Source organism: Streptomyces sp. NPDC005899 (genome assembly GCF_040629645.1).
In the GTDB taxonomy this organism is placed as follows: Bacteria; Actinomycetota; Actinomycetes; order Streptomycetales; family Streptomycetaceae; genus Streptomyces.
This window is the reverse complement of the sequence record NZ_JBEXWB010000029.1, coordinates 1-14,864: the sequence shown is the minus strand read 5'-3', so window position 1 is coordinate 14,864 and position 14,864 is coordinate 1. Positions and strand designations below refer to the sequence as shown.

13 protein-coding genes and 1 tRNA gene are annotated in these 14,864 nt (G+C 71.7%); 8 read left to right on the top strand and 6 right to left on the bottom strand.

What is annotated here, in order from left to right:
- Positions 1 to 13: 13 nt before the first annotated feature.
- Positions 14 to 574, bottom strand: coding sequence for a heme-binding protein (locus ABZ371_RS06295; RefSeq protein WP_358674264.1), 561 nt, complete (start codon positions 572 to 574; stop codon positions 14 to 16).
- Positions 575 to 1,091: 517 nt separating this feature from the next.
- Between ABZ371_RS06295 and ABZ371_RS06290 the strand changes: the two genes are divergently transcribed.
- The 3 genes from ABZ371_RS06290 (at position 1,092) to ABZ371_RS06280 (ending at position 3,673) form a co-directional block, all read left to right on the top strand.
- Positions 1,092 to 2,324: a sensor histidine kinase gene (locus tag ABZ371_RS06290; protein ID WP_358674315.1), complete on the top strand. Its 1,233-nt coding sequence runs from the start codon at positions 1,092 to 1,094 to the stop codon at positions 2,322 to 2,324.
- Entirely contained in the window at positions 2,321 to 2,944 is a 624-nt protein-coding gene (locus ABZ371_RS06285; RefSeq protein WP_358674261.1) for a response regulator transcription factor, read from the top strand. The genes ABZ371_RS06290 and ABZ371_RS06285 overlap by 4 nt, the downstream gene beginning before the upstream one ends.
- 231 nt (positions 2,945 to 3,175) lie before the next feature.
- Complete coding sequence (locus tag ABZ371_RS06280) at positions 3,176 to 3,673, top strand: hypothetical protein (RefSeq protein ID WP_358674258.1); 498 nt, start codon at positions 3,176 to 3,178, stop codon at positions 3,671 to 3,673.
- A gap of 29 nt (positions 3,674 to 3,702) precedes the next feature.
- Here ABZ371_RS06280 and ABZ371_RS06275 read toward each other — a convergent pair whose 3' ends face one another.
- The 3 genes from ABZ371_RS06275 to ABZ371_RS06265 all read right to left on the bottom strand — a co-directional run bounded on the left by ABZ371_RS06275 (position 3,703) and on the right by ABZ371_RS06265 (position 6,466).
- Positions 3,703 to 4,407: a pentapeptide repeat-containing protein gene (locus tag ABZ371_RS06275; protein WP_358674255.1), complete on the bottom strand. Its 705-nt coding sequence runs from the start codon at positions 4,405 to 4,407 to the stop codon at positions 3,703 to 3,705.
- 630 nt (positions 4,408 to 5,037) lie between these two features.
- The gene (locus ABZ371_RS06270) at positions 5,038 to 5,517 is read right to left on the bottom strand and encodes a GNAT family N-acetyltransferase (RefSeq protein WP_358674252.1); all 480 of its coding nucleotides are present in this window, start codon (positions 5,515 to 5,517) and stop codon (positions 5,038 to 5,040) included.
- A 37-nt stretch (positions 5,518 to 5,554) separates the two neighbouring features.
- Entirely contained in the window at positions 5,555 to 6,466 is a 912-nt protein-coding gene (locus tag ABZ371_RS06265; RefSeq protein ID WP_358674249.1) for an aminoglycoside phosphotransferase family protein, read from the bottom strand.
- 93 nt (positions 6,467 to 6,559) lie between these two features.
- On the opposite strand from ABZ371_RS06265, the gene ABZ371_RS06260 reads away from it, so the two are divergent.
- The gene (locus tag ABZ371_RS06260; RefSeq protein WP_358674246.1) at positions 6,560 to 7,960 is read left to right on the top strand and encodes an FAD-dependent oxidoreductase; all 1,401 of its coding nucleotides are present in this window, start codon (positions 6,560 to 6,562) and stop codon (positions 7,958 to 7,960) included.
- 75 nt (positions 7,961 to 8,035) lie between these two features.
- On the opposite strand, the gene ABZ371_RS06255 is transcribed toward ABZ371_RS06260, so the two are convergent.
- Both ABZ371_RS06255 and ABZ371_RS06250 read right to left on the bottom strand, forming a co-directional pair.
- Complete coding sequence (locus ABZ371_RS06255) at positions 8,036 to 10,135, bottom strand: restriction endonuclease (protein WP_358674243.1); 2,100 nt, start codon at positions 10,133 to 10,135, stop codon at positions 8,036 to 8,038.
- 142 nt (positions 10,136 to 10,277) lie between these two features.
- Positions 10,278 to 10,353 (bottom strand) — tRNA-Thr (locus tag ABZ371_RS06250).
- Between the two features lie 162 nt (positions 10,354 to 10,515).
- On the opposite strand from ABZ371_RS06250, the gene ABZ371_RS06245 reads away from it, so the two are divergent.
- The 4 genes from ABZ371_RS06245 to ABZ371_RS06230 all read left to right on the top strand — a co-directional run bounded on the left by ABZ371_RS06245 (position 10,516) and on the right by ABZ371_RS06230 (position 14,778).
- Entirely contained in the window at positions 10,516 to 11,916 is a 1,401-nt protein-coding gene (locus tag ABZ371_RS06245) for a transposase (RefSeq protein ID WP_358674240.1), read from the top strand.
- 329 nt (positions 11,917 to 12,245) lie between these two features.
- Entirely contained in the window at positions 12,246 to 13,382 is a 1,137-nt protein-coding gene (ugpC, locus tag ABZ371_RS06240; RefSeq protein WP_358674237.1) for a sn-glycerol-3-phosphate ABC transporter ATP-binding protein UgpC, read from the top strand.
- A 223-nt stretch (positions 13,383 to 13,605) separates the two neighbouring features.
- Positions 13,606 to 14,019, top strand: coding sequence for a hypothetical protein (locus ABZ371_RS06235; protein WP_358674234.1), 414 nt, complete (start codon positions 13,606 to 13,608; stop codon positions 14,017 to 14,019).
- A 36-nt stretch (positions 14,020 to 14,055) separates the two neighbouring features.
- Complete coding sequence (locus ABZ371_RS06230) at positions 14,056 to 14,778, top strand: nucleotidyltransferase family protein (RefSeq protein ID WP_358674231.1); 723 nt, start codon at positions 14,056 to 14,058, stop codon at positions 14,776 to 14,778.
- The last annotated feature ends 86 nt before the right edge of the window (positions 14,779 to 14,864 follow it).

Here is a 14,864-nt window from a genome sequence, read left to right as displayed (position 1 = left end):
AGCGCCCGCGTGCCTACCGGCCGACTGCCGCGGCGCCCGCCGCGGCGTACTTCTCGTCCAGGTCGCCGCTCGGCGCACCGGCCACCCCGACACCGGCCACCGGGGCGCCCTTGGCCTGCACGGGCGTGCCGCCCGCGAGGAAGAGCGTGCCGGGGATGTCCTTGAGGTTCGGCGCCTTCGCCAAGCGCCCCGCCAGCTCGGAGGTCGGAGCGTTCCAGGAGACGGCGGTGTACGCCTTCCGCTCGGCGGACCCGGGTGACTGAGGGCCGGCGCCGTCGCCCCGGAGCGCCACCACGGTGTTCCCGTCGCGGTCGACGACGGCCACGGAGACGCGCTGGCCGTCCTTCTCCGCCGCGTCCAGGGCGGCCTGCGCCGCCTTGGTGGCGGCGGCCACCGTCAGGTGGGTGGACTGCCTGAGATTCCGGTCGGCGGTGTCCGCCTTCCCGGTGGCGGCCGTGGGGGCGGCAGCCGGGGCGGACGCGTTCGCCGACATCGCGCCGAACGTTCCGGCGCTCAGCACGGCGGCGGCCACGGCACCGGTCAGGACACGGGTGCGCAGCGACAGCTTCTTCATGAGGGCTCCTCCATCGGTGCGGCTCGGCCTCGAGCCGTTCTTGCTTCCGGTGTCGATCCTCCGGCCGGACCCGGGTCCGTACCGTCGGCTCACCGGCTGGAGCCCGCGCACCCGTCGGCTGACGGTCCCATCGGCCGATCGGTTGATGCGCGACGGGCCGGGCGGGGGCACTATGGGGTGTCCGCGCAGGTCAGCAGCGGTCGGCCGGACCGCCCAGGCCGTCCACCGCCCTGTACCGCCGACCGCCCGGACCGTCCACCGTCCAGGTCGCCGACCGCCCGGATCGCCGACCGCCCAGGTCGCCGGCCGCACCGGCTCCCGGAGCGGTCCAGGTGACGTCGTCGGCGCGCACGCAGCAAGTCCGCCATCCGCACGAAGCGCGAGGTACGAGGTGCAGGACCCGAGCGAGCCGGCAGCCACCCCGGACGCGGCCCGGGAAGCCGGCGACGTCCCGCGCGAGGACGCGTACACCCCTACGGACGCGGACACGGTTGCGGACGGGGGCGGGGGCGGGCGCGTGACCCCGCGCGCGGGCACGGGCACCGACGCGGATCCGGACGCCCGCTGGCCCGCCCTGCTCGCGCACGCCGCTTTCTTCCTGCTGCTCGGCGCCTCACTCGCGCGCTTCCTGACGCGCCACCCCGGAGAGGCACGGACCCCCTGGATCATCGCGCTGTCGGCCGCACTCGCCGGCCTCTACGCCGTGGGTCCCGTGCTCGGCACACGCCTCACACCACGCCGGCTCACCTGGCTCGGCGTGCTCGTCGTCGTCTGGATGGTCCTCGTCCTCCTCGCACCGAGCTTCGCCTGGTGCGCGGTACCCCTCTTCTACACGGGACTGCGCGTCCTGCCGCTCCGTGCCGCCCTGGCGCTGGTCTCCCTGCTCACCCTGTTCGTCGTCACCGCGCAGCTGCGGCTCGCGCCGGGCTTCGACCCGAACCTGCTGCTGGCCCCGCCCGCCGTCGCCGCCCTGGCCACCGCCGTGTTCGTGTCCATGCAGCGCCAGACCGCACGCCAACGGGAGCTGATCGACGACCTGCTCCACGCCCGGCGCGAGCTGGCGGCCACCGAACGGCGCGAAGGCACCCTCGCCGAACGCCAGAGGCTGGCCATGGAGATCCACGACAGCCTGGCGCAGGGCCTCTCCAGCCAGCAGATGCTGCTCCAGGCCGCGGAACGCTCCTGGGACACCGATCCCGCACTCGCCCGCCACCACGTCCGCACGGCCGGGAGCATCGCCGAACGCAACCTCGCCGAGGCCCGGCGCTTCGTCCACGACCTCGCCCCGGCCGACCTGGCGGAGGGCGGCGGCCTGGAAGCCGCCCTGCACGCGCTCGCCGCACGCGAGACCGCCCAGTCCCACGGCCGGACCACCGTCCGCTGCCACGTGGAGGGCGCCGCCGCCACCCCGCTCCCGGACCGGGTGCAGTCCGCGCTCCTGCGTATCGCCCAGGGCGCACTGGCCAACGTGAGGGAGCACGCGCACGCGTCGGCCGCGGCGCTCACCCTGACCCACCTCGACGACCGCGTCGTCCTGGACATCGCCGACAACGGCGACGGCTTCGACACCACCCGGCCGGCGCCCCGCCCACCCGGCGGCGTACGCGGCCACGGCCTGCCCGCCATCCGGGCCCGGGTGCGACAGCTCGGCGGCACACTCACCGTCGAGTCGGCCCCCGGCGAGGGGACGGTCCTCTCGGCGGCCGTCCCCCTGCTCCCCGACACACCCCCTGCGAAGGACCGCACATGACCGCGCCCGTACGCCTCCTGCTCTGCGACGACCACGCCGTCGTGCGCGCCGGGCTGCTCGCGCTCCTCGGCGGCGAACAGGACATCGAGGTCGTCGGCGAAGCCGGCAGCGGCGAGGAGGCCGTCGCCCTGGCCACCCGGCTCGCACCCGACGTCGTCCTGATGGACCTCCAACTGGGCCCGGGTATCGACGGGGTGGAAGCCACCCGCCGCATCGCCACCACGTCCGTCCACGTCCTCGTCCTCACCACCTACGACACCGACGCCGACATCACCCGCGCGATCGAGGCGGGCGCCACGGGCTACCTGCTGAAAGCGGAGCGCCCCGAGGAACTGTTCGCGGCGATCCGCGCGGCGGCGCAGGGCCGCACCACGCTCTCCCCGCCCGTCGCCGGCCGCGTCATGGCCCGGATGCGCACGCCCCGCCCCACCCTCACCGACCGCGAGCTCGACATCCTCGCCCAGCTCTCCCGGGGCCTGGGCAACCGGGACATCGCTCGCGCCCTGTTCATCAGCGAGGCCACGGTGAAGACCCACCTGGGCCGGATCTACGACAAGCTCGGCGTCGACACCCGGGCTGGCGCGGTCGCCGTCGCGAAGGAACAGCGGCTGGTGCCCTGACGACGGCCCGACCGCACCAAGAGCGCAAGCACCGCCGGGCCCCGAAGCACCGCCGGGCCGGAACCGACCCGGAACAGGACCGGACCGGCCCCGAGCATGACCGGACCCGACCCCGAGCCATGACCGGACCGAACACCGAAGCATGACCGGGGCCGGACCGGACCCGGCCCGACCGCGGCCGGGTCCGGCCGCCGGGACCGGGCCGCCTCCGGGCATGACACCATCGGAGGCGTGCTCGACATCGGCTACTCCCTCTCCCGGCGCTTCCCGGACCCCCCGCAGACCGACTACCGCCGCGCGGACGTCCACGCCCTGCGGCACGACCTCTTCTCCGGGGACGTCTACCTCGCCGACACCAAGGCCGACCGGGAAGTGTCCACAGCCTGGGGATGGGTGCCCGTACTGGACTTCGCCTGGGCACTCTGCGACATCGTCGAACAGATCGACCAGGACCCCCGGGGCAACCGCTCCCACCGGCAGCAGTACGCCGAGCTGGACTTCACCGAGTCATCCGACCGCATGCTCTTCGAGCGCCGCTTCGGCTGGGTCGACGTGGAAGCCGACTGGATGCCCGGCGACGAACCCCCGCTCACCTTCAGCCACTCCGTCCTGCGCCGCGAGGCCCGCGACTTCCTCCACGACCTGATCGCCGACCTGGCCGATATGCACGAGGGCCTCGCCGACAACCCGATCATCTGGGACCTCCAGGCCCGCTTCCCCCGCCTCTGAGGTCCCCGGCCCGCACGCGGCACCGAGGCTCACGCCTCCACCCGCACCCCGATCTGCGCCGCGAACGCCGGAGCCAGCTCCATCAGCTGCGAGGGGCTGATCACCGCCCCCGCCAGCCGCTCCACACCCCGCGCGATGTCGAGCTCGGCGACCGTCCGCAGATCCACCGACTCCATCCGCACAGCGCTCAGGTCCGCCCGCCTCAGCACACAGTCACGGAACTCCACCCGCACCAGGTGCGCGCCCCCGAAATCCGGTTCGGACAGCACGCACCCCTCGAAGACGACGTCCTTCAGCCGCGCCCTGCGCAGATTCAGATAGTCGATCTTCCCACCGCGCACGAGCACCCGCTCCAGCACCGCACCGTGCAGCTGCGCCCCGCCCAGCCGGGCGTCCACGATCTCCACGTCCCGCAGCGACGCCTCCGACAGATCCGTGCCCACACCACGGACACCCGTCAGCACCGAGTCGACGAACCTGGCCCGCACCAGCTCCGCCCGGTCCAGACCGCACCCCCGCAGCTCACAGTCCATGAAGCGCGCACCCGGCCCCGAGGCATCCGCCAGCTCGGTCTCCTCGAACCGCACACCGTCGTAATCCCCGTCCGGCTCCAGCCCCTCACCCGCGTACGCGACGAGCGGCGGCAACCGGACCTCCGGCCGCCGTGCCGACGCCACCGCACCCTTCCCGTCCGCCCCCGCACCCCTGCGACCTGTACTGCCTCTCCCTGCCATGCCCCCATCGTGACGCACACCACCGACAGAGCCCGTCAGCCGATCACACGACCGGCTCCGCCAGGACGGGAGAAGCACCGGACAAACCATCGACACCAGGCGGCGCAGGGCGGGTAGCGCACGGCAGGGGCGCGAACGCGGGTGGCACCGAGGCGGGCGGCAGGGCATGGCGGGGACGGCCGGCCCTGGCAAGGGGTTCCTAGGACCGGCCGGACAGCACGTACTCAGGCGTCGTCGCGGAGAACCAGTCTCGTGATCGCCGCCCACAGCGCCTTCACAGCGAGCGCGACCGCGAACTTCGAGGCCAGTTCCCTGAACCACGACTCCTTGCCCTGTGCGGCCATCTTGCACCTTCCTCATCCGGGACAACGGCGAACCGACGGCTCACCGCCAAGGCGGCAGGGGGCCACCGCCTTGCCCGAACAGGGGACCGGCCCCGGCGAAGAACCCCTAATCCCTCCGCCGGGGCCGGCGCCCCTTGCTCCCGGACACGGGAGGTGCATGGGCCCAGGCTACCCGGCCGGAAAGGCCGAACTCAGGCGAAACAAAGCCACGTTGCGGCGCGGGCACCGACCCGGACCGACCGCCCACTCCCCGCCGCGGACAACCGCGACCACTGCTCTCGACGCCCTACGCGCCCGCCCCCAACCCGTGCAGCGCGTCATCCGTCAGCCGGTAGACCGTCCACTCGTCCTGCGGACGCGCGCCCAGCGACTCGTAGAACGCGATCGACGGAGCGTTCCAGTCCAGCACCGACCACTCCAGCCGCCCGTAGCCCCGCTCCACACAGACCCGCGCCAACTCCCGCAACAGCGCCTTCCCGTACCCACCACCACGCCGCTCCGGACGCACGTACAGATCCTCCAGGTACACGCCGTGCACCCCGCGCCACGTCGAGAAGTTCAGGAACCACAGGGCGAAGCCGACCACCTCGCCGTCCTCGTCCGACACGGCGACATGCGCGTACGCCGCAGGCCGCTCCCCGAACAGCGCCTCACGCAACTGCCCCTCGGTGGCGTTCGCCTCGTGGAGCGCCTTCTCGTAATCGGCCAGCTCCCGGACCATGGCGTGGATGACCGGAACATCTTCTGCGGTAGCGAAACGAATCATGGACGCACCCTAGACACGCGGGCCGCACGCCCGCCCCTCAGCTCCGCCCCAGCAACCGCCGCGCGATCTCCGCGTGGTCCGCGGGCAGCCGCACCGCCCCACGCCTGATCCCCCACAGACCGTTCTGCAGCACCCGCCCCAGCGTCCACGCACGCGCCCGCTCGCGGTCAAGGCCCAGTACGTCCGTCAGCAGATCGAACCGCCACCGCACCTCGGAGGCGTCGAACCGGTTGTCCAGCGCCGGGAACAACTCGAACCCCGGGTCCCCGGACAGCGGCTTCGGATCGAGCACCACCCACTCGCCGCCCCGGCCCTCCTCCGCACGCCCGGCCAGAACGTTGGCGTAGTGCAGATCCCAGTGCAGCAACCGGTCCCCCGGCTCACCCGCCACCTCGCGCACCGCCCCGGCACAGTCCAGGAGCAGCCGCCGCTCGTCCTTCTCCGCCAACGACCCCACCGCCACCGGGGCCGCCTCCAGCATCCGCGCCGCCACATCCCCCAGCCGCCGCAGGCCCACCGGAGCCGGTACACGCACCAGCCGGGCCAACGACCCCGCCAGCACCCGCACCGCCTCCCGCGCATCCACCACCCCGGTCAACGGCCGCCGCTCGTCCAGCCGTTCCAGCAGCATGGCTCCCGTCTCCGGGTCGTACTCCAGCAGCACCACAGCCCCGGCCCCCGCCTCCCCCCAGGCCCGCAGCGCGACCGGCTCCCCCACCGTCTCCTCGTCCACCGCCTGCAACTTCAGCGCAGTCCGCCGCCCGTCTCCCTCCCGCACCACCGGAAGCACCAACGCGCACATCCCGTACATCGCCGCCCCGTCCAGGCGCAGCCCCCACTCCTCCAGATACCTCTCCGCCAGACCAGGCAACGCGGCGACGAACGCCCGCCCCGACTCACCGTTGTGAGCGCACTGGCCGGCGGCCAACTCCTCGGGAACCTCGATCACCTCTCGAGCGTACGGCCGCGGCGGGACGGAACCCCCGCGCACGCAGTAACGTCCTGCCAGCGACTCGGCTGCACACGGACAAGCAGGGGACACATGAGCACCGTCAGTACCGTCAACGGCGGCATATCGTTCTGGTACGCACACCAGGGCACCCCGGCCCCACGCGAACCCCTCCCCGGCGACACCACCGCCGACGTCTGCATCGTCGGCGGCGGATACACCGGGCTCTGGACGGCGTACTACCTCAAGAAGGCCGTCCCCTTCCTCAACATCACCGTCCTGGAGGCCGCGTTCTGCGGCTACGGCGCCTCAGGCCGCAACGGCGGCTGGCTCTACAACGGCATCGCCGGCCGCGACCGCTACGCCCGGCTGCACGGCCACGACGCCGCCGTCCGCCTCCAGCAGGCCATGAACGACACCGTCGGCGAAGTCATCCGCATCGCCGCCGAGGAGCAGATCGACGCCGACATCCACCACGGCGGCGTCCTCGAAATAGCCCGCACCCCCGCCCAGCTCGCCCGCCTCAAGGACCTCCACTCCGTGGAGATCGCCTTCGGCGAGACCGACCGCGTCCTGCGAGGCGCCCGCGAAACCGCCGAGCGCGTCCACGTCACCGGAGCCGTCGGCTCCAGCTGGACCCCGCACGGCGCACGCCTGCACCCCGCCAAGCTGGTCAAGGGCCTCGCCGACACCGTGGAAGCCCTCGGCGTCACGATCCACGAGTCGACCCCCGTCACCGAGATCAAGCCCAAGCACGCCGTCACCCCGTACGGCACCGTCCGCGCCCCCTACGTCCTGCGCTGCACCGAGGGCTTCACCGCGAACATCAAGGGCCAGAAGCGCACCTGGCTCCCCATGAACTCCTCCATGATCGTCACCGAGCCCCTCCCCCGGTCCCTCTGGGACACCATCGGCTGGGACGGCCGCGAGACCCTCGGCGACACCGCCCACGCCTACATGTACGCCCAGCGCACCGCCGACGACCGCATCGCCCTCGGCGGCCGCGGCATCCCCTACCGCTACGGCTCCGCCACGGACAACGACGGCCGCACGCAGCCCGCCACCATCGACGCCCTGCGCGACCTGCTGGTCCGCTTCTTCCCCACCACCGCGGGCACCCGCATCGACCACGCCTGGTCCGGCGTGCTCGGCGTCCCGCGCGACTGGTGCGCCACCGTCACACTGGACCGCTCCACCGGCCTCGGCTGGGCCGGGGGCTACGTCGGCTCCGGCGTCGCCACCGCCAACCTCGCCGCCCGCACCCTGCGCGACCTCATCCAGCAGGACTCCGGCCAGGCCGGCCCCACCGACCTGACCGCCCTCCCCTGGGTCGACCACAAGGTCCGCCGCTGGGAACCCGAACCCCTGCGCTGGCTCGGCGTCCACACCCTGTACGCGGCCTACCGCACCGCCGACCGCCGCGAGACCACCTCGTCCAGCCCGGCCACAGACCCCCTCGCCAGGCTCGCGAACCGGATCTCGGGGCGGCACTAGATTCATCGTCCGCCGGCGGCCTGCCCGATGGACGACAACGGCAGAAAGGTCGTCGACGCGGCAGGAGCGGAGCCGCTACGCCACCTCGATGCCGTACTCCTGTACCAAGGCCCCCAACCCGCCGGGGTAGCCCTTCCCCCCGGCCACGAACTCCCAGTCACCGCAACCCCGCAACCGGAACGACCCGAGTACGAGCGCCACCTCACCCGCCCGGCCGTCGGACACCTCCAGACGTTCCAGCTCCACACCTGCCGCGTCCCGCAGCCGGATCCCGGCGTCGGTGAAGCCCGCGAGGTCCCCACCGGGGTCCGCCTCCGGGTCGACGGCAGCCACGAGGACCACGCGGTCCGCCGCGGCCGGCAGCGCGTCGAACGCCACCCGCACGGCCGCCCTGTCCCCCGCGAACCCGGGTACGGCCCGCACCGCGCCCTCAGGGGTCCGAGGGTTGTTGAAGAAGACGAAGTGATCGTCGCTGAGCACCCGGCCACCACGGCACACCAGTGCGCAGACATCCAGCTTCACGTCGCCCGACCACGTCATGCCCAGCACGTTGTGATCACCACCCGGCTCCTGCTCACCGACCGGCGACAACCGCTGAGCAGGCACAACGGCACCTCCCTCGCCCGTCGACAACCTCCCCCGCAGACCACAACGGCCCAGAAGGTCGACCAGCTCCGTACCCGACACAAGGGTCAGGGGCTTGCCGTTGGCGAACGTGTACGAACCGGGCCCGAAGCCGGACGTCGTCACCAACACGCCCTTGTTGGCGCCCGCGCCCTGCACCGTGCCGTACAGGTCACGCACCGCACTCGGGGGGACGGTGTTCCGGTAGCGCTTCACCTGCACGATGATCTTCCCGCCGCTGATCGGGTCAGGATCCAGCGCCTCGACATCGACACCACCGTCATTCGACCGCTGCGTCGTCACCGCGCGCATCCCCCGCGCCCGGAACAGCTCGGCCACCAGCCCCTCGAACGCGATCGGATCCATCTCCAGCAGGTCCGGATCCCCGCCGCCACCGTGTGACACCGCGCCTGACCCCAGATCGCCCGGCACCCGGCCCGGCCGCACGGCCACCCGCTGATCGGGACGCGTCGACAACTGGCCCCGCAGTCCCTCCACCAGGCAGTCGACAGCGCTGACCTGTTGCAGGTTCAACTCGGCGAACTCGGCGCGCGACACCATCACCGTGCTCAGGAACACGGCCGACGGCCGCCCTGTCACCGGATCCACGTCATCCGTGAAGCCGTTCAGGGCCACGGACTCCACGACCCGGAACTCGTCCGCCGCGAACACGTCCCGCAGCACGAGCAACATGGACTGAGCCAGAACGTCCCGATACAGGGCCCTCCGCTGGCCGGCGGGCCGAGGCGTCTCCTTCTCCTGGTCCGTCCCCACCAGGTACCGGACGGCCTTGGACTCGGGCACGACCGCCAGACCCGGCAACTCCCAGTCCAGCACCAGCTGCCTGCCCGCCGGATCGAACGCAGCCGTCACCTGCCGGGGAAAGTCCGCCGGCCATGCCGATGAGGCGTACAGCGCAGCCGAGAAGTACTGCACCACCGCGTCCACATCGCCCTGCCGCAGTGCCACAGCCATCTCGGCGACACCGGCATTGTGCCGACGGATCTCACCCAACTGCCCCTCGGCCCAGTCGTTGTACTGACGCCGGTACAGCGCGAGCTGTTGCTGCCGCTGCACTTCGGCCGCCTGCGCGGCCTGCCAGTCCTGCTGGTACCGAGCCTGCGCCTCCTGCTGCGCCTGCGCCCGCCTCCCAGCGGTCCAGCCACCCTGCGCCTGGTAGCGGTTCACATCCGGCATGCGGACAGGAAGGGCCAACTGCCCCGGGGCGAACGGCTCGACGTCCTCTGCGCGCGCCAGTGACGCGGTCCGGAACGCCGGCACGCGCGAACCGGCCGCCAGCAGCCCCTCCAGCATGCCGACGCGAGCGTCCAGCTCCTCCGTACGCTGCCTCGCATCCGCCTCGCGCCGACGCCGGTACTCGGCCTGCTGCTCCCGGTGCAGCCGCGCCATGTCCCGCTCATGGGCCCGTCGCGCACGCTCCTGCTCGCGCGCGGCCTGTGCAGCGGCGCGATGCTGCGCTTCATGCTGTCTCTGGAGCTGTCGCTGGGACTCCGCCCACGCACCGACCAGACCATTCGACCGACGACTCATCTGCCGCGCCCCCCACCCGTCTCCACGTTTCCTGCACATGTCTTACACGGAGGGAAACGCCGCTGTCCGGCGAGTGGCCGATCTGCGGCGACATCGCGGCCCGGGCACAAAAAACCAGGCCAGCATGGCGCTGACCTGGCATTGGAGCCGCCTGTCGGAATCGAACCGACGACCTGAAGCTTACAAGGCTACTGCTCTGCCAACTGAGCTAAGGCGGCAGCGCGCGCACGAAAGAACCGCAGGCGCAAGCAGCCCTCACTCTACACAGCGGCTCGCCTCCCGCTCCACGGAGTTGCCTCGCCACCGTGACCATCCGACCACCTGTGCGTTAGGAGGACTGACGTGCTGTTCCGCATATCGGTCAGCCGGAGGGGGCGGGCATGACGGACGCGACGGAACAGCCGGTGCGGGTGACGGGCGCAGAGGCCAGGCGCATCAAACGCGACGCCCTGCACATAGCGGACCGCAGGAAGCATCACGACCGCGCACCGACTGCCGTGAGGAGCCGGGCCAAGGAGCCCGGCACCCGGCAGCGCGTGTACCGCTACCGCTTCTACCCGACTGCGCCACAGGCCGAGCAGCTGGAGAAGACCTTCGGGGCCTGCCGCTGGGTCTACAACGAGGGCCTGGCTCTGCGAGCCGGCGCCTGGGAGCAGCACCGGGTGTCGGTGGGTTTCGCCGAGTCGCGCCGTGCGTTGACGGGGTGGCGGCAGGCGCCGGGGACGGGCTGGCTGCGCGAGGTGTCGTCGACAGTGCTGCAGCAGTCGTTGCGCCACCTGGACGGGGCGTTCACACGCTTCTTCAAGCAGTCGGCCAAGTATCCACAGCGGAAGAGGAAGCACCGCTCGCGGGACACCGCGACGTACGTACGGACGGGTTTCCGGTGGGTGGAGGACGCGGAGCTTCCGGGTACGGGGCACTTCACGCTCGCCAAACAGTCGGATCCACTCGCCGTGCGGTGGTCGCGGCCACTGCCGGCGGGCATCGACCCGGTGAAGTTGTCCGTGACTCGGGATCGAGCCGGTCGGTATTTCGTCTCCGTCCTGGTCGAAGAGCGGATCGCACCGTTGCCCGGCGCGTTCCTGCCGGGAGGCCGTGAGCCGAGAGCGGTAGGTATCGATCTCGGTCTGGCAGCGCTGGTGACGCTGGACGACGGGACGAAGGTGGAGCACCCACGGCTGCTGCGGAAGTACGAGGAAGAGCTGGCGCGGTTGCAGCGGAGGCTGCACCGGAAGAAGAAGGGTTCCGCGAACCGGGGTAAGGCCCGGGAGCGCATCGCTCGGCTCCATGCGCTGATCAGCGACGTGCGCAGGGACATGCTGGACCAGTTGACCACCCGCCTCGTGCGCGAGAACCAAGTGCTCGTGGTGGAGGATCTGGCCATCGTGAACCTGCTGCGGCCGGCCCTCGGAAAGGGGCGCCGGCGGAGGGCGGGGCTGCGTCGGTCGATCATCGACGCCGCCTGGGGTGAGCTGCTACGGCAGCTGCGCTACAAGTGCGCCTGGTACGGGCGGACGCTGGTGATCGTCGACCGCTTCTTCCCTTCGACACGCAGGTGTGCCGACTGCCACGTGAAGGGTCCGCCGCTCCCCGTATCGGTGCGTCGGTGGTCGTGCCCCGAGTGCGGCGCTGCGCATGACAGGGACGTGAACGCCGCGCGCAATCTCCGGGAGGAAGGGATGCGGTTGTACCGGCTGGTGACCTCCGCGCAGCCGCCCGGACGGGTGCCGCCACCGGTGATCAGGGCATCTGATCCGGCGGACATGCTGCCCACTGCGTGAAGAGGTGCGGTGCGGGCCGGCGGGCCGCCGGTCGTGATGCCCGTGGAGCCCATGTAAGACCGGGCGGAGGTGCCCCTCAGGGGCGTGTCCGGCCGGCGGCGGGTGCTGAAGCAGGAAGTGCTGCGATCGGAGGGGCCGGAAGTCCGGCGCTCTGTCCACGTCTGCACATGGTCAAAAGTGCGGTGCTCTGCCGGCGGACTTCCCCGCCGGAAACTACTGACAGATCCCAAAACGCCAGGTAGCGTCACTGCAGGTTCACTCCAGTGGACCAGTCACTCCCTTACTCGGATCGTCCGGCACGTTCCTGCCGGTGGAGGAGAAGAACAGCCATGGCCAGTGTCACGTTCGACAAGGCGTCCCGCGTCTACCCCGGCTCCACGAAGCCGGCCGTGGACCAGCTCGAGATCGACATCGAGGACGGCGAGTTCCTCGTCCTCGTCGGTCCCTCCGGTTGTGGCAAGTCCACCTCCCTGCGCATGCTCGCGGGCCTCGAGGACGTCAACGGCGGTGCGATCCGCATCGGTGACCGCGACGTCACGCACCTGCCCCCGAAGGACCGGGACATCGCCATGGTGTTCCAGAACTACGCGCTGTACCCGCACATGACCGTCGCGGACAACATGGGCTTCGCGCTCAAGATCGCCGGGATCAACAAGACGGAGATCCGGGCGAAGGTCGAAGAGGCCGCCAAGATGCTGGACCTCACCGACTACCTGGACCGCAAGCCGAAGGCCCTCTCCGGTGGTCAGCGCCAGCGTGTCGCGATGGGCCGCGCCATCGTGCGTGAGCCGCAGGTCTTCCTCATGGACGAGCCGCTGTCGAACCTCGACGCCAAGCTCCGTGTGTCGACGCGTACGCAGATCGCGTCCCTGCAGCGCCGCCTCGGCATCACCACCGTCTACGTGACCCACGACCAGGTCGAGGCCCTCACCATGGGCGACCGGGTCGCGGTCCTGAAGGACGGTCTGCTCCAGCAGGTCGACTCGCCGCGCAACATGTACGACCGCCCGGCGAACCTCTTCGTGGCCGGCTTCATCGGCTCCCCGGCGATGAACCTCGTCGAGGTCCCGATCACCGACGGTGGCGTGATGTTCGGCAACAGCGTCGTCCCGGTCTCCCGCGCGGCGCTGTCCGCCGCCGCGGACCGCGGCGACCGCACCGTCACGGTCGGCATCCGCCCCGAGCACTTCGACATCGTCGAGCACGGTGGCGCCGCCGCGACCGGTCTGTCCAAGGCATCCTCCGGCGCCCCCGCCGGTCTGGCCGTCTCCGTGAACGTGGTCGAGGAGCTCGGCGCCGACGGCTTCGTCTACGGTGCCGCGCAGGTCGGTGGCGAGCACAAGGACCTCGTCGTCCGTGTCGGCGGCCGTGCCGTCCCGGAGAAGGGCACCGAGCTGCACGTCGTCCCGCGCCCCGAGGAGCTGCACGTCTTCGCGACGTCCACCGGGGAGCGTCTGACCGTCTGACCCCGCCCGTGCGCTTCGGCCCCGTGTTCCCGACAGGGACGCGGGGCCGTTCGCGTGGCGGCCGGCCGGTGGGGGTTTCGGACCGGAGGGACGCCGAATCCCCAGGCACAGCGGGCGTTCCGCCCGCCTTCGTCAACATCGGATTCGAAAGATCCGGTCGAACCCTCCCCCGTAGGGGTGACGAAATGTCGCCCCGTCGTCACGGACCGCTACGCTCGCCTGCGTGACCCACACCGCGCGCCGAATCGGCCGAACCCTCGCTCTCGTACTGCCCGTCGTCATGGTCCTGTCCGGGACCCTCGCGGTCACCCGCGTGCAGTGGTCTGGGCAGGACACCGAGACCCAGCTGCTGACCGCTGCCTCCGAGACCGTGTCCAAGCGCGCCAAGGCGCGCGCTCCGCAGGACCTCCTTCGCGACAAGCTCCTCCTGGAGCTGCGGGACGAGGACCCGGGTGTCGCACTCACGCACCTCCAGCGCACGGTGGAGGCCCGGCCGTCGCTGGCGAAGCACTGCATGTCCATCGCCAAGGCGCTGGGCAAGGCCGCCGTCGACCAGTACGGTCCGACGCGTGCGCACCGCTTCTCCCGTCCGGTGTGCGACACGTCGTTCGCCTCGGGCGTCGCGCAGTTCAGCTGAGCGGGGCGTGCGGGGGCACGGCATATCGTGCCTCGCATGCATACGTTTCCGACGCAGGCCGTGATCCTGGCGGGTGGTCAGGGCTCGCGGCTGCGCCCGTACACCGATGACCGCCCCAAGCCGATGGTCGAGATCCCGGGCACCGGGACCCCGATCATCGGCCATCAGCTGTCCTGGCTGGCCGCCGAGGGGGTCACCGACGCCGTGGTCTCGTGCGGCCATCTCGCCGGCGTGTTGCAGGAGTGGCTGGCCTCGGCCGTGCTCCCGTTGCGCGTCACGACCGTCGTCGAGACCGAGCCCCTGGGCCGGGGCGGCGGTCTGAAGCATGCCGCGGCCCGGCTTCCCGACGCGTCGGCGCCCTGGTACGCGACCAACGGGGACATCTGGACCCGCTTCTCGTTGCGGGAGATGGCATCGTTCCACGCGGAGCGGGACGCCGTCGCGACGTTGGCCCTGGCCCGCCCGCGCATTCCGTGGGGTGCGGTGGAGACGGACGCCTTCGGGCACATCACCGACTTCATCGAGTCGCCTCCGTCGCCCTACCTGATCAACGCGGGCGTGTACGTCTTCTCGCCCGCCTTCACGGCGATGCTGCCGGACCGCGGTGACCATGAGAGGACGACGTTCCCCCGGCTGGCACGGGAGCGCCGGCTGGCCGGGTTCCCGTTGCCGCACGGGGCGTACTGGCGGGCGATCGACACGGCCAAGGACCTGACGGAGGCGGCGAAGGAGCTGGGCGGCTCCGCCCTGGGCGGCTGAGGTGGCGTCGCGGGCGCTGCGGGGAGGCCGGTAGACACGGAGAGGCCGGGCGCCGCAGGGAAGCCGGGCGCCGCGGGCAGGCCGGG